Source organism: Fructilactobacillus sp. YLN 2412, from assembly GCF_059488745.1.
On sequence record NZ_CM183165.1, the window covers coordinates 1,073,259 to 1,097,167 of the forward strand.

16 protein-coding genes, 5 tRNA genes and 3 rRNA genes are annotated in these 23,909 nt (G+C 37.1%); 3 read left to right on the plus strand and 21 right to left on the minus strand.

Annotated features, from left to right (window positions below; all coding sequences use genetic code 11):
• Window positions 1-12: 12 nt before the first annotated feature.
• Entirely contained in the window at window positions 13-549 is a 537-nt protein-coding gene (locus tag AC0GLR_RS05450; protein WP_495604460.1) for a dCTP deaminase/dUTPase family protein, read from the minus strand.
• Window positions 550-690: 141 nt separating this feature from the next.
• On the opposite strand from AC0GLR_RS05450, the gene rpiA reads away from it, so the two are divergent.
• On the plus strand, window positions 691-1,377 hold the full coding sequence (gene rpiA / locus AC0GLR_RS05455) for a ribose-5-phosphate isomerase RpiA (protein WP_495604461.1): 687 nt from the start codon (window positions 691-693) through the stop codon (window positions 1,375-1,377).
• A 39-nt stretch (window positions 1,378-1,416) separates the two neighbouring features.
• Entirely contained in the window at window positions 1,417-2,751 is a 1,335-nt protein-coding gene (locus AC0GLR_RS05460; protein WP_495604462.1) for a C1 family peptidase, read from the plus strand.
• Between the two features lie 37 nt (window positions 2,752-2,788).
• Here the strand turns inward: AC0GLR_RS05460 and AC0GLR_RS05465 are convergent, their stop codons facing one another.
• A complete protein-coding gene (locus AC0GLR_RS05465; RefSeq protein ID WP_495604463.1) occupies window positions 2,789-3,460 on the minus strand; it encodes a 2,3-bisphosphoglycerate-dependent phosphoglycerate mutase in 672 nt (223 codons plus the stop codon).
• Between the two features lie 188 nt (window positions 3,461-3,648).
• On the opposite strand from AC0GLR_RS05465, the gene AC0GLR_RS05470 reads away from it, so the two are divergent.
• Entirely contained in the window at window positions 3,649-4,818 is a 1,170-nt protein-coding gene (locus AC0GLR_RS05470) for an LCP family glycopolymer transferase (protein ID WP_495604464.1), read from the plus strand.
• Between the two features lie 95 nt (window positions 4,819-4,913).
• On the opposite strand, the gene AC0GLR_RS05475 is transcribed toward AC0GLR_RS05470, so the two are convergent.
• The 19 genes from AC0GLR_RS05475 to hslO form a co-directional block, all read right to left on the minus strand.
• Window positions 4,914-4,999: transfer RNA gene (locus tag AC0GLR_RS05475), tRNA-Leu, on the minus strand.
• A gap of 57 nt (window positions 5,000-5,056) precedes the next feature.
• The gene (locus AC0GLR_RS05480) at window positions 5,057-5,494 is read right to left on the minus strand and encodes a SprT family protein (RefSeq protein WP_495604465.1); all 438 of its coding nucleotides are present in this window, start codon (window positions 5,492-5,494) and stop codon (window positions 5,057-5,059) included.
• 8 nt (window positions 5,495-5,502) lie between these two features.
• Window positions 5,503-7,671, minus strand: a complete 2,169-nt coding sequence (locus tag AC0GLR_RS05485) for a Tex family protein (RefSeq protein WP_495604466.1) — start codon at window positions 7,669-7,671, stop codon at window positions 5,503-5,505.
• A gap of 59 nt (window positions 7,672-7,730) precedes the next feature.
• Complete coding sequence (gene nadE, locus AC0GLR_RS05490; protein WP_495604467.1) at window positions 7,731-8,570, minus strand: NAD(+) synthase; 840 nt, start codon at window positions 8,568-8,570, stop codon at window positions 7,731-7,733.
• A gap of 9 nt (window positions 8,571-8,579) precedes the next feature.
• On the minus strand, window positions 8,580-10,037 hold the full coding sequence (locus AC0GLR_RS05495) for a nicotinate phosphoribosyltransferase (protein WP_495605422.1): 1,458 nt from the start codon (window positions 10,035-10,037) through the stop codon (window positions 8,580-8,582).
• 108 nt (window positions 10,038-10,145) lie between these two features.
• Window positions 10,146-10,847, minus strand: coding sequence for a GntR family transcriptional regulator (locus AC0GLR_RS05500; protein WP_495604468.1), 702 nt, complete (start codon window positions 10,845-10,847; stop codon window positions 10,146-10,148).
• Between the two features lie 55 nt (window positions 10,848-10,902).
• A tRNA-Gln gene (locus AC0GLR_RS05505) sits at window positions 10,903-10,974 on the minus strand.
• A 9-nt stretch (window positions 10,975-10,983) separates the two neighbouring features.
• A tRNA-Tyr gene (locus tag AC0GLR_RS05510) sits at window positions 10,984-11,066 on the minus strand.
• Between the two features lie 102 nt (window positions 11,067-11,168).
• Window positions 11,169-12,623 carry a peptide MFS transporter gene (locus tag AC0GLR_RS05515; RefSeq protein ID WP_495605423.1) on the minus strand — a complete coding sequence of 485 codons (1,455 nt, stop codon included), beginning with the start codon at window positions 12,621-12,623 and terminating at the stop codon, window positions 11,169-11,171.
• An 89-nt stretch (window positions 12,624-12,712) separates the two neighbouring features.
• Window positions 12,713-14,059, minus strand: coding sequence for a type I glutamate--ammonia ligase (glnA, locus tag AC0GLR_RS05520; RefSeq protein WP_495604469.1), 1,347 nt, complete (start codon window positions 14,057-14,059; stop codon window positions 12,713-12,715).
• A 12-nt stretch (window positions 14,060-14,071) separates the two neighbouring features.
• Window positions 14,072-14,458 carry a MerR family transcriptional regulator gene (locus tag AC0GLR_RS05525; protein WP_495604470.1) on the minus strand — a complete coding sequence of 129 codons (387 nt, stop codon included), beginning with the start codon at window positions 14,456-14,458 and terminating at the stop codon, window positions 14,072-14,074.
• Window positions 14,459-14,745: 287 nt separating this feature from the next.
• Window positions 14,746-14,818, minus strand: a tRNA-Thr gene (locus AC0GLR_RS05530).
• Window positions 14,819-14,874: 56 nt separating this feature from the next.
• Window positions 14,875-14,947: transfer RNA gene (locus AC0GLR_RS05535), tRNA-Asn, on the minus strand.
• Window positions 14,948-14,953: 6 nt separating this feature from the next.
• Window positions 14,954-15,070: ribosomal RNA gene (gene rrf, locus AC0GLR_RS05540) — 5S ribosomal RNA — on the minus strand.
• 95 nt (window positions 15,071-15,165) lie between these two features.
• Window positions 15,166-18,081, minus strand: a 23S ribosomal RNA gene (locus tag AC0GLR_RS05545).
• 218 nt (window positions 18,082-18,299) lie between these two features.
• A 16S ribosomal RNA gene (locus tag AC0GLR_RS05550) occupies window positions 18,300-19,876 on the minus strand.
• The 16S, 23S and 5S rRNA genes sit together here with 2 tRNA genes alongside, the layout of an rRNA operon.
• A 494-nt stretch (window positions 19,877-20,370) precedes the next feature.
• Entirely contained in the window at window positions 20,371-21,855 is a 1,485-nt protein-coding gene (lysS, locus tag AC0GLR_RS05555; protein WP_495605424.1) for a lysine--tRNA ligase, read from the minus strand.
• A 91-nt stretch (window positions 21,856-21,946) separates the two neighbouring features.
• Window positions 21,947-22,972: a tRNA dihydrouridine synthase DusB gene (gene dusB / locus AC0GLR_RS05560; RefSeq protein ID WP_495604471.1), complete on the minus strand. Its 1,026-nt coding sequence runs from the start codon at window positions 22,970-22,972 to the stop codon at window positions 21,947-21,949.
• Window positions 22,973-23,863: an Hsp33 family molecular chaperone HslO gene (hslO, locus tag AC0GLR_RS05565; RefSeq protein ID WP_495604472.1), complete on the minus strand. Its 891-nt coding sequence runs from the start codon at window positions 23,861-23,863 to the stop codon at window positions 22,973-22,975.
• Between the last annotated feature and the right edge of the window lie 46 nt (window positions 23,864-23,909).

Sequence of the window (23,909 nt, forward strand, 5' to 3'; positions counted from 1 at the left end):
TTATCTCACCCTTTATTTTCCGGAGGACCCAAATCCACCGGTTCTTTTTGATTTTGGTGTTGTTTCATCATCAGCTAACAAATAAGGCATGAAAATTCCTTGACCGATTCGTTCGCCTTTTTTTATTTTACGATCTTTGATTCCAAAATTTATCATTTGAACGAAAATTTCTCCCTCATTATTTTCGTTGTCATAATAATCAGCATCAATTACTCCAATTCCATTGGGAATAATCATCCCTCTTTTAAGCGGATTACTAGAACGATTAGCAATAATTAACACTTCATTTGGTTGCATATAAGCTTTAATCCCCGTTGGAATTAAATACGGTTTCAAAACTTTTTGTGCTGCTTCAGATTCTAGATCATCTAAATGTTGATTGGCTTGAATAGTTTTTAACGCTTTTAAAAAACCCATTTTCCAAATAGATGGAAGTACCATATCAACTGAACTGGCAAAATCATAACCTGCAGCATTTTCAGTTGCTCGTTTGGGCAATTCAATTCCTGAATCAACTGCTTTTGAAATTACTTTAAACCCTCTTTGCATTATTAAAACTCCTGACCTTTTATTAATTGGATACTACCATTCTAACAGTATTTATAGCACATTAACATTACTTGACAAAACTAAAAAAACCACGGAAAATTAAGTATAACTTAAAAAAATGAGCGATTAAGGGGACAATCAATGGATAGTGAAATTGTTAAACAGCAAAAGGCCCAAGTAGGCCGTGAAGCCGTCAACTATATTCATGACGGAATGGTAATTGGAATTGGAAGCGGTTCAACAATGTGGTACTTAGTTGAAGAATTGGGGAAACGTGTTAAAGCTGGCTTAACCATTACCGGAGTACCAACTTCTAATTTTACAAAAAAGCATGCTGAAAAGCTTGGCATTCCAATCAAAGATATTGATGAAGTAGATCACATTGATTTAACAATTGATGGGGCTGATCAAATTGATGCTAACTACCAAGGTATTAAAGGCGGTGGTGCTTCCCACTTAATGGAAAAAATCGTAGCTACTAACTCTACTAAAAATATGTGGATTGTGGATGAGACCAAAATGGTACCCACACTTAATTATCCTGTTCCATTGGAAGTAATCCCCTATGGAAGTAAACAACTAGAAAAAAAATTAAAAAAAATGGGATTAAATCCACGATTGCGTTACAAAGATAATGGTGAGTTTGTTCGAACTGATTCTAATAACTATATTATTGATTTATACTTGCCTCATATTAACAATCCTACTAAACTTGCTGAACAACTTGATACTATGGTTGGAATTGTGGAACATGGTCTCTTTTTAGATATTGTAAACACCATCATTGTGCAACATCCTGATGGTCCCCAAATCATTGAGGCTCGCTAAATAAATAGTTGAATAAATTATACTAAGGAGATTTTAAAAATGGATCAACCAATTGAACCAAAAAATATTGAACGTTATGCCAATAATTTAAATGATTATGACGATTCGAACGTTGTACGTCGGGCCGTAACTCATAATGGTATTTTGAAAACTGCTGCTGATTTCGAAGCTAATGCCAAAATGGATCCAGTTTTTTCCATTGACGTTTCTGATCAACATGTTTCTGACCAAAAACGGAGCGGACGTTGCTGGTTGTTTGCAGCACTCAACACTATGAGAACTAAAGTTGAAAATGATTTTAATGTTCCAAAAGATTTCGAGCTTTCTCAAGCTTACATTTTCTTTTGGGATAAATTCGAAAAATCAAACTACTTTTTAAACAACGTCATCAATACGGCTGATCAACCCCTTGACTCACGAAAAGTTAGTTTTTTAATGGCTACTCCTCAGCAAGATGGTGGCCAATGGGATATGTTATGTGCATTAATTGAAAAATATGGCATTGTTCCTAAGTCTGCTATGCCTGAAACAGCCAATAGTGAAAATTCTAGTGAACTCAATGCAACCCTCAATACTCAGTTACGTCATGATGCCGTTATTCTTCGTAAGATGATTAATGATGGACAAAAAGCAGAAATAATTAATGCTAAACGCGATGACATGATAAATGAAATTTATCGAATGTTGGTTTATTCATTGGGTAAACCAGTTGAAAAATTCAACTTCGAATATCGAGATCAGAAAAAAGAATATCATATCGATGAAAATATCACGCCAAAAGCATTCTTTCAAAAATACATTAATCTTGATTTAGAAGACTACGTTTCACTTATTAATTCTCCTACTGCCGACAAACCTTATAACAAAACTTATACAGTTGAAATGTTAGGAAATGTCGTTGGCGGACGTCCAATTAAGCATTTTAACCTTCCAATTGAAGAATTAAAAAAATTAACCATCAAGCAGCTTGAAGCTGGAGAAACAGTTTGGTTTGGTAGCGATGTCGTTAAAGATACCGACCGAAAACAGGGAATTATGGATACCAAGCTTTACCACGTTGATGCATTAATGCACACTGATATGTCATTAACCAAAGCCCAACGTCTTGACTACGGCGAAAGCGTCATGGATCATGCCATGGTAATTACAGGAGTCGACATTGTGAATGGTAAACCAACTAAATGGAAAGTAGAAAATAGTTGGGGCGATAAAGTCGGAACTAAAGGCTACTTTGTGATGAGTGATGACTGGTTCAATGAATTCGTTTATCAAGTTGTCATCAACAAAAAGTTCCTGAGTGAAAAAGAAAAAGAAGAGCAACAACAAGATCCAAAAGTCTTAGCTCCTTGGGATCCAATGGGTACTTTAGCTTAATATAAAAGAACTGTTCTCATAATTGAGGACAGTTCTTTTATTTAACTAACTCTTTATTAACAACCTGTAATTCCTGATTAAACGTATAGATAATTGGAGTAGCATTATGAACTTCTACTCCGTCAATCCCAGTATCAGTAATATCCTCAATATATTTAATCATTGCTCGCAAAGAACTTCCATGAGCAACTACTAGTTGATTCTTTCCATCAATTAATTTAGGTGCAATTTCATCTTGCCAATAAGGAATTAATCGCTGATAGGCCATTTTCAAACTCTCTGCTGGAGGTTCTTGAATCCCAGCAGTTTGATAGCGTCGTTTGGAATCAACTTCTTGTAAACGTGGAGGAACCGCTGCAAAACTACGACGCCAGCGCATAAACTGCTGCTCGCCAACTTCTTGTTTAACTTGTTCTTTATTTTTACCCCGTAAGGCTCCATAATGACGTTCATTCAATCTCCAAGTCTTATGTTGAGGAATCCATAATTGATTAATTTCATCTAATACAATATTTTCAGAAACAATTGCCCGTTTTAAATATGATGTATGGGCATCAGAAAATTGGATTCCCGTATTGTTTAATTTACGACCAGCTTCATGAGCATCAGCCTTTCCCTTAGCAGTTAAAGAAACATCACTCCACCCGGTAAAGGTGTGATCATAATTAGCCGTGCTTTCTCCATGGCGCATCAGTACTAGTTTACTCATCGTAATTCCCTCATTCGTTTCTTAATATCAATCTCACAGAACATTGTAGCATATGCTATGAATACATTAATTAATCATCATCTTTTAAATAACTTTATTAAAATATTATAAAGTTATTTAAATGTCCATACAGTCAATTATTAATGGGTTATAATGTAACTTAGTTTATTAAGGATTGAGGTTGACATATGTCAGATAATAAAAATAACTCTAATAATCAACAATCAAGAAAACATCGTCGTTCTGGAAAAAATCATTTTATTGATAAAACCACTCCTAAGCCTAATACTCCACCAAAAAGTGAAGTTAAAACTTCTACCGTCGAAGAAGAATGGCATCCGGTTGCATGGTCAGTAATGGTCATATTATTAGTATTATCCATTATTTTGCTAATTTTTGGTTATGTACAATATCACAAGGCAGCTTCAACTTTTGAGGATACATACATGGCTGGAAAAAATTCTCGAAATGTATCTAACATTTTAAAAAAACGTAAACCCTTTTCAATCCTACTAATGGGAACTGACACAGGAGAATTAGGTCGTCATGATAAAGGGCGAACTGATTCGATGATTATTGCAACTGTTAACCCCAAAAAGAAAACAACTTATTTTACAAGTATTCCCCGAGATACTAAAGTCGTCGTTCCTGGTGATTCGCAACCCTATGAAAAGATTAATGCTGCCTACACAATTGGTGGTCCTAATTCTGCGACTGACGTTGTTTCTAAGTTATTTAATGTCCCAGTTGATTTTTATGCAGTGGTTAATATGAAAGGCATTAAACAAATGGTAAACGCAGTTGGAGGAGTTGATATCACTCCTAACCTAACATTTAAATACGAAGGAATTAGTGTTAAAAAAGGTAAAACTGTGCATATGAATGGAGAAACTGCTCTTCAATATACACGAATGCGTCATGAAGATCCATTAGGTGATTATGGACGTCAAATTAGACAACGACAAATCTTAGAACAAGTTCTTCAAAAAGGAATGAAAATTTCATCTGCTTCTCGCTATAGTGAAATTTTAAAATCGTTACAGGGTAACTTGAAAACTAACTTAACTTTTGATGACATGATGACCGCTGCTATTCAATATCGTGGTGCTACTCAAAATATTAACGAGAGTGCTTTACAAGAAGATAATGCTGATGTTGATGGGGTTAGCTATCAAGTCGCACCTAATAAGCAATTATTGACTGTTTCTAACCATATTCGGGAGTCATTAGGCTTGCCGGCAGTAAGTCAATTAACTTCTAAGCAAAGAAAAATTAACTCTAATAAAGAAGCAAATTCCGAAGATAGTCTCTTTAAAAATGGAAATTCAACTACAAAAAATAATGAATTAGTTAAATAACAATTAAAGAACTCCACTTTGGGGTTCTTTTTTTATGTAACAAATTATTTAAAAACACAAAAAAACCAGCTCTTATTTTAAGAGCTGGTTTAGGATGCGGCCAAGAAGATTCGAACTTCCACCGGGAAAATTCCCGACAAGATCCTTAATCTTGCGCGTCTGCCAATTCCGCCATGGCCGCAAATCAACAATTATAATTGTATCAAGAATTTGGCAGAAACACAAGACCATTTTAGAATTACTGAGTCTGAATTAAATTTAGCTTTCCTCTACACTTGCTACAAACATATTTTTGCAGATTTATTTTGCGCTTTCGATAGTATCTTTGCCCACAATGAACACATTTATATAAATATTTAAAAGAATGTCCTAATCTGGGTGCATAACGACTACCCCCAACTTGTTGCAATAAATGCTTAAATTCACGTGTATTATGCTTCCCTGAATGTCCTGCTAAATGTAAATGATAATGAACCAATTCATGCTTAATAATACCAATTAACACATTTTGATCACTAGCCATTTTAGGATTAATATCAATATTATGACTCTTTAAGTGATATCTCCCTCCTGTTGTTTTAAGTCGACTATTAAAGTAGGCACGATGTTGAAATTCTTTTTTAAAATATTTCAACGATAGCTTTTCAACTACAGCTTGTAATTCTTGATCATTCATAATTTCTCCTAATCAGGTTCAATCATAGACAATTGAATCCGATTCCGATCTTTATCTACTGCTAACACCCATACATCAACGATGTCACCTACGGAAACTAATTTAGATGGATCATTGACAAACTTATCACTCATTTTAGAAATATGCACTAACCCATCTTGCTTAACTCCAATATCTACAAAAGCACCAAAATCAATCACGTTTCTAACCGTTCCTTGTAATTTTAATCCTGGAGCTAAATCATCAATTGTCATTACATCTGATTTTAATAATGGTGCTGTCATTTTATCTCGCAAATCACGTCCCGGGTTTTTTAAACCTGCTAATAAATCGGCTGCCTGTATTTCATCAATTTGTAATTCATTAGCAATGGTTTTAGCATCAATTTTTTGTAATTTTGAAGTTGCTTCCAAGCTACCAAGATCTTCTAAATTAATTTCTAAATATTTTAATATTTGGGTTGCAATAGTATAACTTTCGGGATGGATATCAGTATTATCTAAAGGATTACTACCACCTATAATACGTAAAAATCCAACAGATTGTTCAAAAGCTTTGGGACCAAGTCTTTTAACTTTTTTTAACTGACTACGATTAGAAAAACTGCCATTTTCCTCTCGATAATTGACAATATTATTTGAAATTGCCTTTGAAAGTCCAGAAATATGTTCCAATAATTCTGGACTAGCAGTATTTAGATTCACTCCAACTTGGTTAACTGCAGTTTCAACTACGCGACTAAGCTGAGTATCCAAATTTTTCTCTGATACATCATGCTGATATTGCCCTACCCCAACTGCTTTTGGATCAATTTTAATTAGTTCAGCAAGCGGATCTTGCAAACGACGCCCAATACTAATGGCAGAACGTTCTTCAACATGTAATTTAGGAAATTCATTTCTAGCATTTTTACTGGCAGAATAAACCGAAGCTCCAGATTCATTCACAATCACATAGTGAACTGGAAAATCAATATCTTTAATGGCATCGGCTACAAATTGTTCAGATTCACGTGAAGCAGTCCCATTTCCTATCGCAATCATTCCCACATGATATTTTTTTATTAAAGTAATAAATTCTGTTCTTGCTTGAGAAATTTGAGCTTCACTAGCTGGTTTAGTCGCAAAAATAATTTGTTTATCCAGAAATTTACCATTTTCATTAATTATCGCTAACTTACATCCCGTTCGATAAGCTGGATCAAATCCGAGCACGACTTTTCCTTTCATTGGTGTCTGCATTAGCAAATGATATAAATTTTTCCCAAAGACTTCAATAGCATGATTTTCGGCCGTTTCAGTTAATTTATTCTCTATCTCACGGGCAATCGCCGGTCTGATAAAATGCCGATAACCGTCTTTAATCGCATTTTTAATGAAATCTACAGTTGCTTCTCGATGTTTTCCAATCACATGAAAATTTAAATGACTAAGAATTACCGTTTCATTCACATCAATCTTAACTTGTAAAATTTTGTTTTTATTTCCACGATTAATTGCCAATACTCGGTAGGAGGGAACATCTTTAACTGGTTCAGAAAAATCATAATAATTTTCATAAATACCATTTTCATCCAAATCTCTACCATCAGTTTTAACTTTTGTTTGTAACTCCCCATTATTTTCGGTGTAATTTCTAATCCATTCACGGAAACTAGCATTATCACCCACTTTTTGACTAATAATATCAGTCACTCCTGCTAATACATCCGAAATATTAGGTAAATCTACTTCTGGATTAACATACGAAGCAGCTAATGTTTCAGGTTCTTGATTAGAAAATTGCATAATTTGATCTGCGAGAGGCGTTAACCCTTTTTCAGCTGCAACCATTGCTTTTGTTTTACGTTTTTGTTTATACGGCAAATAAAGATCCTCAATTGTTTGCAAATCAGCAGCTGTATTAATATCATTTTGCAGTTTTCCAGTTAGCTTTCCTTGTTCATCAATTTGCTTCAGAATCTCGATCTTACGTTTAGCAAGTTTTTCCAATCGATGATAGTTATCTTCAATGTCTCGAATTTGTACCTCATCAAGGTTTCCAGTTCGTTCTTTTCGATAACGGGCAATAAATGGTACAGTGTTGCCATCTTCCAACATAGATAATGTAGTTTTAATCTGTTTTTGATCAATTCCTTTTAATTGCTGACTAAGTTGATTAATAATTGTTTGGTCCATAAAAATTCCTCCATAAAATACAAAAACTTCGTTATCAATAACGAAGTTTAATTCAAAGCTTATTTCCAAAATGTGTCATAAATTGTAATAGGTAAATGTCGTTTATGTGCTGTTTTTTGATACCAGTTTTCAATGACACTAGCAGCTTTAGAACTAATATCTTTTCCTTCCAAAAAATCATCAATATCATGGTAACTAACTCCCAAAGCAGCTTCATCCGGCAATGCCGGACGATTATCTTCTAAATCAGCCGTTGGGATTTTTTCATAAAGATTTTTAGGAGCATTTAAAGCTTCTAATAATGCTTTCCCTTGCCGCTTATCAAGACGCCAAATTGGCGTAAGATCAGCAGCTCCATCGCCAAATTTAGTATAAAAACCAGTTACTGCTTCGGCAGCATGATCAGTTCCGAGTACAATTCCATGATGAGAACCAGCAATCGTAAATTGAGCAATCATTCGTTCCCGTGCTTTAATATTTCCCTTGTTAAAATCAGAAATCACATCACCATTAGATTCAACTGCAGTTACCATACTATCAGTTGCGGTTTTAATGTTAACCCGTTCTACATGATCAGCATCAATAAATTTGATTGCTTCCATGGCATCTGATTCATCAGCTTGTTCACCGTATGGCAGTCGAATTGCAATAAACTGATACTCATCATTTCCCGTTTCTTCACGCAATTCGGTCATTGCCATTTCACCCAATTTACCAGTCAATGTTGAATCTTGTCCACCCGAAATTCCCAATACAACTGATTTAATGAAAGGATTTTTTTTAACGTAATCCTTAATAAAATTAATACTGTTACGAATTTCTATATGTGGATCAATTTGTGGCTTTACTTTTAAAGTTGAAATTATTTCACGTTGAATTTGTTTTTGTTTGGTATCCACAATTTTCACCTACTGTAATCTTTTTTCTGAACCGTTTCTAATTTCTTTTATCAATTTCATCTTGTTATCCCAAGCTTCCTGTGACAAATCAACTGGATAAGCTTCTGGATTTAACATCCGTTTATATTCTGGCCATAACATCTCACGAACCTTGTCAGCATGTTTTTTTATTTTATCAAGACTAGGCATCTCATAAACTAATTTTCCATCACGATAAATATCTTTTAACAATGGCTCAGCGTTAAAATCATGAATTGTTTTATTGATATATGTGTACTGTGGATGGAACATATATAAAGAAGCTTCTTTACGAGGATCCTCATCAGCTAGAGCAACGTAATCTCCCTCAGATTTACCATCTTTTTTTTCAGTAATTCGCCAAACTTGTTTCTTACCAGGAGTTGAAACCTTTTCAGCATTATTGGAAAGTTTAATCGTATCAACCATTTTCCCATTTTTATCTTCTACTGATACTAACTTGTAGACTGCCCCTAGCGCTGGCTGATCGAAGGCAGTTATTACTTTAGTACCAACTCCCCAAACATCAATTTTGGCATGTTGCATTTTCAAGCTACTGATTGTGTACTCATCTAGATCATTAGATGCGTAAATTTTTGCATTTGGGAATCCAGCTTTATCAAGCATTTCACGAACTCGTTTAGAAATGTAGGCCATATCGCCCGAATCAATCCGAACTCCGTTAAAATTAATCTTATTACCCATTTCTTTGGCAACTTTGATAGCATTGGGCACACCACTCTTCAATGTATCAAAAGTATCTACCAAAAATACACAATTTCGATGAGTTTCTGCATATGCTTTAAAAGCATCATAATCATTTCCAAATGATTCTACTAAAGAATGTGCGTGAGTCCCGGAAATAGGGATGTTAAATTCTTTTCCGGCTAAAACATTTGAAGTAATATCAAATCCGCCAATATAACAAGCACGAGTTCCCCAAAGTGCTGCAGAAACTTCTTGAGCACGACGACTTCCAAATTCCATTAATGGATCTGTGCCAGCGACACTTCTAATTCGGGCGGCTTTAGTAGCAATCAAAGTTTGATAATTAACGATGTTTAAAATTGCAGTCTCAACTAATTGGCATTCTGCAATTGTTCCCTCCACTTGCATAATAGGTTCTTTATTAAAGACTAAATCCCCTTCTTGGGCAGATCGAATGGTCCCTTTGAATTTAAAGTTACGTAAGTATTCTAGAAACTTTTCTGAGTAATCACCGTGATTGCGTAAATAATCGATATCACTATCAGTAAATTTAATATTATTAATATAATCAACTACATGTTCTAAACCAGCAAAAACAGCATAACCGTTTCCAAATGGCATATCACGAAAATAAACTTCAAAAACAACATGACGATTTTCCATGTTTTTTTCAAAATAAGTTGCCATCATATTAATTTCATAATCATCTGTATGCATGGTTAAATTATCAGTAGCATCAATTGTAGACATTTTATTCCTCCATAATGAAGTAAACACTTTAAGTAGTCTCATTTTACCATTATTAAATCTAAATATAAAAATACAACCATCAACTAACTAAAAATATTTTTATTGGTTTAAATAAAATTCAAATCTTTCTGCTACATATTGAGTTTCCACAAATTCAAAAGGTTTCTGATTTTTAAAATAAGAAATTTGTTTTAATTTTAAAATAGGATCACCGGTTTTAACTTTAAGTAGCGCCGCAGTTGGATCAGAAGCTAAAATTGCAGAAATATATTGTTTAGCTCCTACTGGAATTAATCCCATTTGTTGTTCTAAAGAACGATAAAGAGAAGTGGTAACGTCTTTTTGACTCATTCCTTTTACCAAATTAGCATTAACCGTGGTCGTTTCCAAACAAATTGGAATTTGATTGCCATAACGTAACCGCTCCATTCGTAATACCCGTTCATTAGGTGCTAATTCCAACACTTCTGCTTCTTTAAATGTTGGTTCAATAATTTTATACGATAAAGTTTTACTAGTTGGGATTTTTCCTTGAGAAATCATAGTATCTGTAAAACTAGAAACTCCCGACATATGTTCTTGTACCTTTTTACTTGTAACAAATGTTCCAGCACCAATTTCTCTTCGTAAAAGTCCTTCATCAATTAATGCTTGAACTGCTTGGCGTAAGGTCATTCGACTCACATCATAATGTTCAGCTAATTTCCTTTCAGAAGGAATTTTAGTTCCAACTAACCATTCCTCGTTTTCAATCTTTTGTTTCATATTATTATGAATTTTAATATAAACTGGTATAGTCATATGTTCCTCCTGATAATAAAAAAGTCGCCTGACTTCAGTCAGACGACTCATAATATTGGGCTAGCTGGGATCGAACCAGCGCATACCAGGATCAAAACCTGGTGCCTTACCACTTGGCTATAGCCCAAAAATAAAATGGAGGGGAGTGGATTCGAACCACCGAACCCGAAGGAGCGGATTTACAGTCCGCCGCGTTTAGCCAGACTTCGCTACCCCTCCAAAAAGATTAAATCACTTAATCAACATATATTATATTAAAGGAAATCCGGTTCTGCGTCAAGCATAAAATAAAAAAAATCCCAAAAAATTTTGGGATTTTTTTTATTTAACACCATCCATTAATTTAACAACAGGTTTTACAAAGAAAAGTAAAATAATACTTGCTACAATAGCAACTAAACCAATAATACCAAAGTAAGCTGTTTCAGTTCCAGGTGTATAAAAACGAGCAATCTGTGAGTTAACAGCTTGTCCAGCAGCATCAGCTAAAAACCACATACTTACCATTTGGGCACCAAATGCTTTGGGAGCTAACTTAGTAGTAACTGATAATCCAATTGGAGAAATCAACATTTCCCCAATTTCAATAATTGCCCAACTTCCAACTAACCATAAAGGACTAATCTTAGTTCCGACTCCAAACATCGATAAAGGAATCACCATCAATAGAAATGAAAGACCAGCAAAAAATAATCCATAAGCAAATTTCTTTGGTGTAGACGGTTGTTTTTTACCTAACTTCGTCCATAACAATACGAATAATGGCGTATAAAGCATGATGAACAATGGATTTAATGATTGATACCAACTAGGATCAATATGTAACCATCCTAAATTATTGTTAGTTTGCGTTAAAGCAAAACTAGCCAAAATACTAGATCCTGACTCTTCAATTGCCCAAAATACTAACGCCCCAATAAATAATGGGATATATGCTAGTACTCGTGAACGCTCAATTTTAGTAATTTTTTTACTTCGAATAATAATAAAGAAATAAACAATTGGAGTAATAACAGCAATCAAACTTAATAAACTAACAAAATTATCAAGGTTTAAATTTTTTGTAAAATACATTCCAGCTATAATCACTGCAAACACAATAATTCCAACTATAACATTAAAAGTAATTTTCTTAACTTCATTAGCTTCAATTGGATCTGTTGGAGCTAATCCATCTTTGCCTAAAGTTTTATTACCACCAAAGTAATAAAATAATAAACCAATGAACATTCCAAAGGCTGCTAATGAGAAACCAACATGATAATCAAATTTAGTAGCTGTCCAACCACAAATTAACGGAGCAATGAAAGCACCTAAATTAATTGCAAATGTAAAGATTGTAAACGCACTTTCACGTCTTTGATCTTCTGATGAATATAACTTACCCACCATGTCAGAAATATTAGGTTTTAACAGGCCTGTACCAGTAGTAATCAAAGCAATGGAGCCAAACAGTCCCCAGAGACCAATCGGAATTGACAATGCAATATGTCCAAACATAATCAAAATTCCACCAAAAAATACAGTTCGACGACTCCCCAAAATTCGATCACTAATAAATCCTCCAGTGACAGAAGCAAGGTATACTAATGATCCATAGATAGCCATAACTGACAAACCGGTTGTTTGTGAAAGACCTAATCCGCCCTTAGCTGCTGTAGCAACCATGTAATAAAGCAGAATTGCACGCATACCATAGTAACTAAATCTTTCCCAAAATTCCGTACCAGCCAAGAATTCTAACCCTTTTGGTTGTCCAAAAAAGGCATTATCCATACTTTTTTTCTTTTCCAAAATATAAACCTCTTTCTTTTTTCGAATTAAAAAGAAATTATACTCTTAATATTTTCTTAATACAATCATTTTTAAAGCATATCTAAATATCGATTACGTTCCCATTGAGATACATTTTGGCTATAGGCAGTCCATTCCATATTTTTAGCATCAAGAAAGTTTTGATAAATATGTGAACCAAGCGCATCTTCCATCACAGAATCTTTTTGTAAATCAAGCAATGCATTATGAAGGGTTGCTGGTAATTTTTTAATGTGATCTAATTTTAGTTCCTTACCATCCATTCGATAAATGTTACGATCAATGGGTTCATCTGGTTCAATTTTATTTCTGATTCCATCTAAACCTGCTTCCAAAATTGCAGCAATAGCTAAATAGGGATTAGCTGAAGGATCAACACTACGTAACTCTAAACGTGTACCTTTACCACGTGCAATTGGTACACGAACCATCGGAGAACGATTAGCACCAGACCAAGCAATATAAACTGGTGCTTCAAAGCCAGGAACTAATCGCTTGTATGAGTTAACCGTTGGATTACAAATAGCAGTTAATGCTTGAGCATGTTTTAAAATTCCACCAAGGAAATAGTAAGCAGTCTGAGAAAGTTCTCCTTCCCCATTTTTATCATAAAAAGCATTGTTGCCATCTTTATCAAAAAGCGACATGTTCATGTGCATTCCTGAACCATTTACCCCATTTAAAGGTTTAGGCATGAAAGTAGCATATAATCCATACCTTCTAGCAACTGTTTTAACTACCATCTTAAATGTTTGAATGTGATCAGCTGCTACGACAGCGTTGTCATATTCAAAATCAATTTCATGTTGACCAGGCGCAACCTCATGATGTGATGCTTCAACATTAAAGCCCATTTTTTCAAGCTCAAGTACCATATCACGACGAACATTAGCTGCCAAATCCATTGGAGCTAAGTCAAAATAACTTCCTTTATCGTTTAATTTTTTAGTAGGGTTGCCATTTTCATCTAATTCAAAAAGAAAAAATTCAGGTTCTGGTCCAATATTAAAATCACTAAAACCAAGATCTTTCATTTCTTTTAATACTCGGATTAAATTGTTACGTGAATCTCCAGCAAACTTTTCTCCAGCGGCTGTATATACACTACAAGTCAAACGAGCTACTTTACCATGCTCATCACCCCATGGAAAAACCATCCAAGTTGATAAGTCAGGCTTTAAGTACATGTCACTTTCTTCGATACGTACAAAGCCATCAATTGATGAACCATCAAACATTAATTTTCCTGCTAATAATTGATCTAACTGACTAATTGGAACTTCCACATTTTTTACTGTGCCAAGTAAATCTGTAAACATTAAGCGAAGAAAACGAACGTCCTCTTTGCTTACCATTTCTCGAATATCATCAGGTGTATATTGTTTTGCTTTGTTCATAACGTTCTCCTTTTATAAATGTCCTTGTTTGAATTGAGGATCATCACCAGGATATAAGCCTCCAGCCTTCAGAATATCATCACGCAAATACTCACGAACCCGTTCATCACTAACAGTCTTTTTATATAGATTTTGTTTCTTTTCTAATCGATGCTGTTGTTTTTCGTAAACTCGTTTTACTTGTTCAATATTCATCCCTTCATTAAGATAGTCTTTGACTTCTAAAATACGATCAATATCATTTAACGAGTACAATCTACGATTACTATCAGTTCGTTTAGAATTTACTAAACCGTGATCATCATAATATCTAATTTGTCGAGCAGTTAACGATGTTAATTTCATTACAGGTCCCATGGGTAAAACTGCTAACGATCTTCTTAATTCTTTTTCACTCATATTAACAGCTCCTCAATGACTGTAATAATAAAAGTATTTTTAATAATCGTCAACGACTGATGTAACATTTTATTACATGAATAACTATTTTTTGATTTATCTTGTTTAATCATCAATAAATTATCAATTAATACAAAAAAGACGCTAAAATTAATTAGCGTCTTAAAGTGTGCACATGATATACACATTTATTTCTCTTTTATTCTGTCTAATTTCCTATTGATTTTCAAAAATATTGAAAAATCAATAATTTAAGGAAAAATAGACAAAAATAAAAAATATAATAATGCCGACTGCAGGAGTCGAACCTGTGACCTTCGGTTTACGATGCCGATGCTCTACCAGCTGAGCTAAGTCGGCATAATATTATTATGTAACAAAAATGCCAACAATTAGTTAGCATTTTTACTATATAACTCCGACAGGCGGGCTCGAACCGTCGACAACCTGATTAACAGTCAGGTGCTCTACCAACTGAGCTATGTCGGAATAATCGCGTGGCAATGTCCTATCCTCGCAGGGGGCGATCCCCCAACTACTTTTGGCGTGCTGAAGCTTAACTTCTGTGTTCGGCATGGGAACAGGTGTATCCTTCAGGCTATCGCCACCACACTTTACTTATGCTTCCATAAGCCTGAGCGAACTTCGTTCTCTCAAAACTAGATAATATCTTCTCTGTTCAACTTTGATTTAACCCTGTGTCTTCCTTGGTTAAGTCCTCGACTGATTAGTATTAGTCCGCTTCACATATCACTATGCTTCCACTTCTAACCTATCGACCTGATCATCTTTCAGGAGTCTTACTTCCATATAGGAATGGGAAATCTCATCTTGAGGCGAGTTTCACACTTAGATGCTTTCAGCGTTTATCTCATCCATACATAGCTACTCAGCAATGCGCCTGGCGGCGCAACTGATACACCAGCGGTATGTCCATCCCGGTCCTCTCGTACTAGGGACAGCTCCTCTCAAATTTCCTGCGCCCGCGACGGATAGGGACCGAACTGTCTCACGACGTTCTGAACCCAGCTCGCGTACCGCTTTAATGGGCGAACAGCCCAACCCTTGGGACCAACTACAGCCCCAGGATGCGATGAGCCGACATCGAGGTGCCAAACCTCCCCGTCGATGTGAACTCTTGGGGGAGATAAGCCTGTTATCCCCAGGGTAGCTTTTATCCGTTGAGCGATGGCCCTTCCATATGGTACCACCGGATCACTAAGTCCGACTTTCGTCCCTGCTCGACCTGTTTGTCTCACAGTCAAGCTTGCTTTTGCCTTTACACTTTACAAATGATTTCCAACCATTCTAAGCAAACCTTTGAGCGCCTCCGTTACTATTTAGGAGGCGACCGCCCCAGTCAAACTGCCAACCAGACACTGTCTCCGAGCACGTTAAGTGCTCAGGGTTAGAGTGTTCACATAGCAAGGGTAGTATCCCACTGACGCCTCCACCGAAACTAGCGTTCCGGCTTCTATGGCTCCTACCTATCCTGTACAAGCTATGTAAACACCCAATATCAAGCTACAGTAAAGCTCCATGGGGTCTTTCCGTCCTGTCGCGGGTAACCTGCTTCTTCACAGGTATCTTAATTTCACCGAGTCTCTCGTTGAGACAGTACTCAAATCGTTACGCCTTTCGTGCGGGTCGGAACTTACCCGACAAGGAATTTCGCTACCTTAGGACCGTTATAGTTACGGCCGCCGTTTACTGGGGCTTCATTTCGAGGCTTTGCCGAAGCTAACCTTTCCACTTAACCTTCCAGCACCGGGCAGGCGTCAGCCCATATACTTCATCTTACGATTTTGCATAAACCTGTGTTTTTGATAAACAGTCGTTTGAGTCTTTTCACTGCGGCTGGCCGTGAGGCCAGCACCCCTTCTTCCGAAGTTACGGGGTCATTTTGCCGAGTTCCTTAACGAGAGTTCTCTCGCTCACCTGAGGATACTCTCCTCGACTACCTGTGTCGGTTTGCGGTACGGGTAATTAATTACTAACTAGAAGCTTTTCTCGGCAGCGTGACATGGGTTACTTCTCTACTTAAATTTCGATCCTCATCATCGCTTGTCAACCCGGCTACAAGCATTTAACTCATAACCTGACTTACGATTTGAACATACATATCCATCAGTATGCATAACTTAGCCTTCTGCGTCCCTCCATTGTTCAAACATAATTAACTAGTACAGGAATCTCAACCTGTTATCCATCGCCTACGCTTCTCAGCCTCGGCTTAGGTCCCGACTAACCCTGGGAGGACGAGCCTTCCCCAGGAAACCTTAGTCATTCGGTGGACCAGATTCTCACTGATCTTTCGCTACTCATACCGGCATTCTCACTTCTAAGCGCTCCAGCAGTCCTTGCGGTCTGCCTTCATTGCCCTTAGAACGCTCTCCTATCACGCAACGTAGTTGCGTCCGCAGTCTCGGTAATATGCTTAGCCCCGGTAAATTTTCGGCGCAGAATCACTCGACTAGTGAGCTATTACGCACTCTTTAAATGATGGCTGCTTCTGAGCCAACATCCTAGTTGTCTATGCAACTTCACTACCTTTTCCACTTAGCATATATTTAGGGACCTTAACTGGCGGTCTGGGCTGTTCCCCTTTCGACGATGGATCTTATCACTCATCGTCTGACTCCCGGACATAAATCAGTGGTATTCGGAGTTTATCTGAACTCAGTAATCCTAGATGGACCCCTTGCTCAAACAGTGGCTCTACCTCCACGATTCTAATTCCGAGGCTAGCCCTAAAGCTATTTCGGAGAGAACCAGCTATCTCCAAGTTCGTTTGGAATTTCACCGCTATCCACACCTCATCCCAGCACTTTTCAACGTACACGGGTTCGGACCTCCGGTGCGTATTACCGCACTTTCATCCTGGACATGGATAGATCACCTGGTTTCGGGTCTACGGCAACATACTAAAACGCCCTCTTAAGACTTGCTTTCGCTACGGCTCCGCTTTTTCGGCTTAACCTTGCATGCAACTGTAACTCGCCGGTTCATTCTACAAAAGGCACGCTATCACCCGTTAACGGGCTCTAACTGCTTGTAGGCACATGGTTGCAGGAACTATTTCACTCCCCTTCCGGGGTGCTTTTCACCTTTCCCTCACGGTACTGGTTCACTATCGGTCACTAGGGAGTATTTAGCCTTGGGAGATGGTCCTCCCGGATTCCGACGCCGTTACACGTGTGGCGCCGTACTCAGGATCCTGAACTGAGGGTATTCGATTTCATTTACGAGACTATCACTCTCTTTGGTGCAGCTTCCCAGCTGCTTCAATTATCAAATACTTTTGTAACTCAAATGTTCAGTCCTACAACCCCGGACCATAAAGGTCCGGTTTGGGCTATTCCCAGTTCGCTCGCCGCTACTTTGGGAATCGAAATTTCTTTATATTCCTGTGGGTACTTAGATGTTTCAGTTCCCCACGTCTGCCTCTGCGCAGCTATGTATTCACTACGCAGTGACCAGTCATGACACTGGTCGAGTTTCCTCATTCGGAAATCTCCGGATCAAAGCTTACGTACAGCTCCCCGAAGCATATCGGTGTTAGTTCCGTCCTTCATCGGCTCCTAGTACCAAGGCATTCACCATGCGCCCTTTTTAACTTAACCTATAATCCTTCGGATTATAAATTATTGAGTTTAGCGATTAAACTATTAATTTAAAAAACTCAAATAACACAATGGTTATTTCTCGGTTGAAATTATATTAAAAATATAATTTTTACAGAAAATAATATTATCTAGTTTTCAAAGAACAAAGTCTGAGAGTAGATACTCTCAAAACTGAGCAAGATTTTGATCGGTGTAAGTTCCGAATTTTTCCTTAGAAAGGAGGTGATCCAGCCGCAGGTTCTCCTACGGCTACCTTGTTACGACTTCACCCTAATCATCTGTCCCACCTTAGGCGGCGGACTCCGTAAAGGTTATCCAACCGACTTTGGGTGTTACAAACTCTCATGGTGTGACGGGCGGTGTGTACAAGACCCGGGAACGTATTCACCGTGGCATGCTGATCCACGATTACTAGCGATTCCAACTTCATGCAGGCGAGTTGCAGCCTGCAATCCGAACTGAGAACGGCTTTAAGAGATTAGCTTGACCTTGCGGTTTCGCAACTCGTTGTACCGTCCATTGTAGCACGTGTGTAGCCCAGGACATAAGGGGCATGATGATTTGACGTCATCCCCACCTTCCTCCGGTTTATCACCGGCAGTCTCTCTAGAGTGCCCAACTTAATGCTGGCAACTAAAGACAAGGGTTGCGCTCGTTGCGGGACTTAACCCAACATCTCACGACACGAGCTGACGACAACCATGCACCACCTGTCATTCTGCCCCCGAAGGGGACACCTAATCTCTTAGGTTAACAGAAGATGTCAAGTCCTGGTAAGGTTCTTCGCGTAGCATCGAATTAAACCACATGCTCCACCGCTTGTGCGGGTCCCCGTCAATTCCTTTGAGTTTCAACCTTGCGGTCGTACTCCCCAGGCGGAATGCTTAATGCGTTAGCTGCGGCACTGAGAGGCGGAAACCTCCCAACACCTAGCATTCATCGTTTACGGCATGGACTACCAGGGTATCTAATCCTGTTTGCTACCCATGCTTTCGAGCCTCAGCGTCAGATGCAGACCAGACAGCCGCCTTCGCCACTGGTGTTCCTTCATATATCTACGCATTTCACCGCTACACATGAAGTTCCACTGTCCTTTTCTGCACTCAAGTTATCCAGTTTCCGATGCACTTCTCCGGTTAAGCCGAAGGCTTTCACATCAGACTTAGAAAACCGCCTGCGCTCGCTTTACGCCCAATAAATCCGGACAACGTTTGCCACCTACGTATTACCGCGGCTGCTGGCACGTAGTTAGCCGTGACTTTCTGGTTAGATACCGTCACACCGTGAGCAGTTGCTCTCACGGCCGTTCTTCTCTAACAACAGAGTTTTACGAGCCGAAACCCTTCTTCACTCACGCGGCGTTGCTCCATCAGACTTTCGTCCATTGTGGAAGATTCCCTACTGCTGCCTCCCGTAGGAGTATGGGCCGTGTCTCAGTCCCATTGTGGCAGATTACCCTCTCAGGTCTGCTACGTATCATTGCCTTGGTGAGCTATTATCTCACCAACTAGCTAATACGCCGCGGGTCCATCCAGAAGCGATAGCATAAAAGCCATCTTTCAAACGAGAACCATGTGGTTCTCGTTGTTATACGGTATTAGCATCTGTTTCCAGGTGTTATCCCCTTCTTCTGGGCAGGTTACCCACGTGTTACTCACCAGTTCGCCACTCGGTCAGATCTATCGTCAAGCTGATGCAAGCACCAGCTATCAGTTAGGAGACCTCGTTCGACTTGCATGTATTAGGCACGCCGCCAACGTTCGTCCTGAGCCAGGATCAAACTCTCATTTTAAAAATGAGAACTTTACTAGCTCTTATTTATTTTATTTCTTAAAGCAAATTGACTTTGCATAATGTTTTAATCTTTAAACTAAGTTTAAAGATTACCTTACACTTTTGTAATCAAAATCTTGTTCAGTTTTCAAAGATCTACTCTTGCACTGCTTCTGCAGTGCATTTACTATCATAACTCGTTTAAAAATAATTGTCAATGATTTCACTTAATTAATTTTAAAAAACTCAATTACTTAAAGATTAATGCATAAAAACATTTCGTAATCATTTCCTAACGAACAATTATTAGTATATATCATTGGTCAAAGAATGTCAAACACTTTTAACAATTAATTTTAAAAAATTTATTTTCAATCATTAATCATAAAAACTTGTCATCCCTCAAGCGACAATTAATAATATACACCCTTCTAAATACCATGTCAACAACTTGGTCAAAAAAAGTCAAATAAAAAAGCACTTCCAAATAAAATTGAAAGTACCAAATTAAAATTAATTATTTTCTTCTTCAGGACGCATAGTTGGAAATAAAAGCACATCACGAATTGATGGAGCATCAGTTAATAACATTACCAATCGATCAATTCCAATTCCTAAACCACCAGTAGGAGGCATGCCATATTCCAAAGCTTTTACATAATCTTCATCAATTCCTTGTGCTTCGTCATTACCCGCTTCACGTTCTTTTACTTGTGCTTCGAAACGCTGTTTTTGATCAATTGGATCATTTAATTCTGAAAATGCATTTGCATATTCATTTCCTAAAATATAAAGTTCAAACCGATCAGTAAAGCGGGGATCTTTAGCATTCTTTTTTGCAAGTGGCGAAATCTCAATCGGATGACCATATACAAAGGTTGGATCTGTAATCGTAGGTTCCACAAACTTTTCAAAGAAAGCATTAATAATATGACCTACTTTCCAATAGTTTTCATACTTAACACCATGATCATCAGCTAATTTTTTAGCATCTTCATCAGACATTGAAGGCCAAAAATCAACCCCTGTGGCTTCCTTAATAGCATCTACCATATGAATTCGTTTAAATGGTTTAGCTAGGTCAACTTCAGAACCTTGATAAGTAATCATACCATCATTACTTACTACTTTAGCAGCAGCCCGAAAAATTCCTTCTGTTTCATCCATTACATCTCGAAAGTCATAATAAGCAGCATAACTTTCTAATTCAGTAAATTCAGGATTGTGTTCCTTATCCATTCCTTCATTTCTAAATACTCGGCCAATTTCATAAACTCGACCCATACCACCAACAATTAAACGTTTCAAATGCAATTCAAGTGCAATTCGAAGGTATAATTGAATATCAAGTGCATTATGATGAGTAACAAATGGACGTGCAGATGCACCTCCAGCAGATGGATGTAGCACAGGAGTTTCTACTTCTGTAAAATCCAAAGTATTATCAAGATAATTTCTAACAGCTTTAATAATTTTTGCTCGCTTTTGAAAACGATCAAAACTTTCACGATTAGAAATTAAATCTAAATAACGCTGACGATACTTTTGTTCTTTGTTTTGCAAGCCATGATATTTATCTGGCAATGGACGCAAGGCTTTTGATAGAAATGTAACATGAGTTGGTTTAATGGTTAACTGACCCAAATCAGTTTTAATCACTTCACCAGTGAAACCAAGGAAATCACCAATATCAGAACGTTTAAAAATATGGTAATTTTCATCGCCTACTACATCTTTACGAACATAGACTTGAATTTTACCAGAACGATCAAGAATGTCTGCGAAACCAACTTTTCCACTCCCGCGTTTAGCTACCATTCGACCTGCGATTGTAACTGTAATGTCTTTTTCTTCTAATTCTTCTTTGGTAAATTTATCATATTTTTCAGTTAATTCTTTTGCCAATGCCGTTGGCTTAAATTCATGACCAAAAGGATCAATTCCTTCTTCACGCAGTTCATTCATTTTTTCACGACGAACCCGCATCTGATCATTCATTTGTCTTTCTTGTTTTCTTTTTTGCTTAGGATCTTGTCCCACACTAATTCCTCCAAACTAAATAACTATTTTAATTTTAACATAGTCCTCATTAACCATGCGCAAATGCTTTACTTTTTTTAATTCTAGCTTCAGTTTTAGCTACAAAATTATCCATAATCTGATTCATTTCAGCTTCAGAATCAGCACTAGTAAGCGCAACCTTCGTTCGTGCAGAGTGAGGAATTCCCTTTAAATAGTATGCTGCTTGTCCTCTAAATTGATGTGAACCGACGTAATCTCCCTTTAACTTAACCAATCCATGTAAATGATCTTTAGCAGTTTGGATCTGTTCCGCAACACTTGGTTTTTCTAACAATTCACCAGTTTCTAAATAATGATTAGTTTGCTTTAAAATCCAAGGATTACCTTCAACAGCACGACCCATCATTACAGCAGTAACTCCAACCTCATCTAACATTTGTTTAGCCATCTGCGGACTTGTAACATCCCCATTTCCCATGAAAGGGATGGTTAAAGCATCAGCAACTTCTTTTAATATTTCCCAATTAGCATGTCCCATGTACATCTGTTCTCTGGTACGACCATGCATTGCAACCGCTGCTGCTCCCGCTTTTTCAGCAGCTAGCGCATTACGAACTGCATAAAGATGATTGTCATCCCATCCAGTTCTCATCTTAACAGTCACAGGCTTACTAACAGCATCTGTAACATAGGAAACCATTTCATAAACTTTATCTGGATCAAGCAACCAACGAGCACCAGCATCAGTTTTAACTACCTTATTTACTGGACACCCCATATTAATGTCAATCACATCTGCAGCTGTCTTTTGATCAATAAACTTAGCTGCTTCAACTAAAGTATCCTTATTACCACCAAAAATTTGAATACTCATTGGATGTTCAGTTGCTTCTACATTTACCATATCAAGTGTTTTTTGATTATTAAACATGATCCCACGATCAGAAATCATTTCACAAACAACTAAACCCGCTCCAAATTTTTTACAAATTAATCGAAAAGCTGAATTAGTTACCCCGGCCATCGGTGCAACAACCAATGGGTTTTCAATTTTCACATTCCCAATTTTCCAACTTCTATCTTTATTATTCATTTACTTTTCCTTTTCATTCATAATTTTTAATAAATCGTCTTCTAAAAAATTATATTGTTTACCACAAAAATTGCAAACTACTTCAGCACCGTGATCTTCATCAATAATTTGTTGTAAATCTTTTTCCCCAATTGAAGCAATACTTTTTGCAAATTTTTCTTTAGAACAATTACATTCAAATGAAACTGACAAATGTTCTACAATGTCTAAATTATCCTTGCCAAATAACTTATTTAAAATATATTCTGGATTAGGGTTTTCTTCTAACATTGTAGAAATATTGGGCAATTTTTTTAATTTAATTTCTAATTTTTCAATCGCATCATCAACTGCTCCTGGCATTGTTTGAATTAAGTAACCACCAGCAACTTTAACTTGGTCATCATTGTTAAAAGCAATTCCAACTCCAATAGCTGATGGGATTTGTTCTGACTTTGCTAAATAATAAGCAAAATCATCGCCAATTTTTCCATTTACTAAGGGAACACTACTAGTATATGGTTTTGTGCCACCTTGGTTTTTCAAAACTTCTAGAAATCCATCTTTTCCAACGGCATCAGCTACATTAATTTTATCATCAGTGGTTTTAGGCAAACTAACATTTGCATGTTGAACATATCCTTTAATATGACCATGGGCATCAGCATCTACAATCATTCCGCCAACTGGACCTTGTCCATTTAATCTAACCGTCATGCTTTCTTTCCCTTTTAAAGCAGAATTAGCTAAAAGAAGACTAGCAATCAAGGTTCTTCCAAGCGCAGCAGTTGCTGTACTGGTCATTTGATGATTCTTTTGGGCTTGTTTTACTACCCCAGTAGCATTTAAAGCAAAAACTCGAAAATTTTGATCTTTGGTTAAAGCCTTTACTAACACATCATTTTCACTCATCTTAGTTTCTCCTTAATTTTTTTGTTAAATTCGAAAAGAGCGCCAG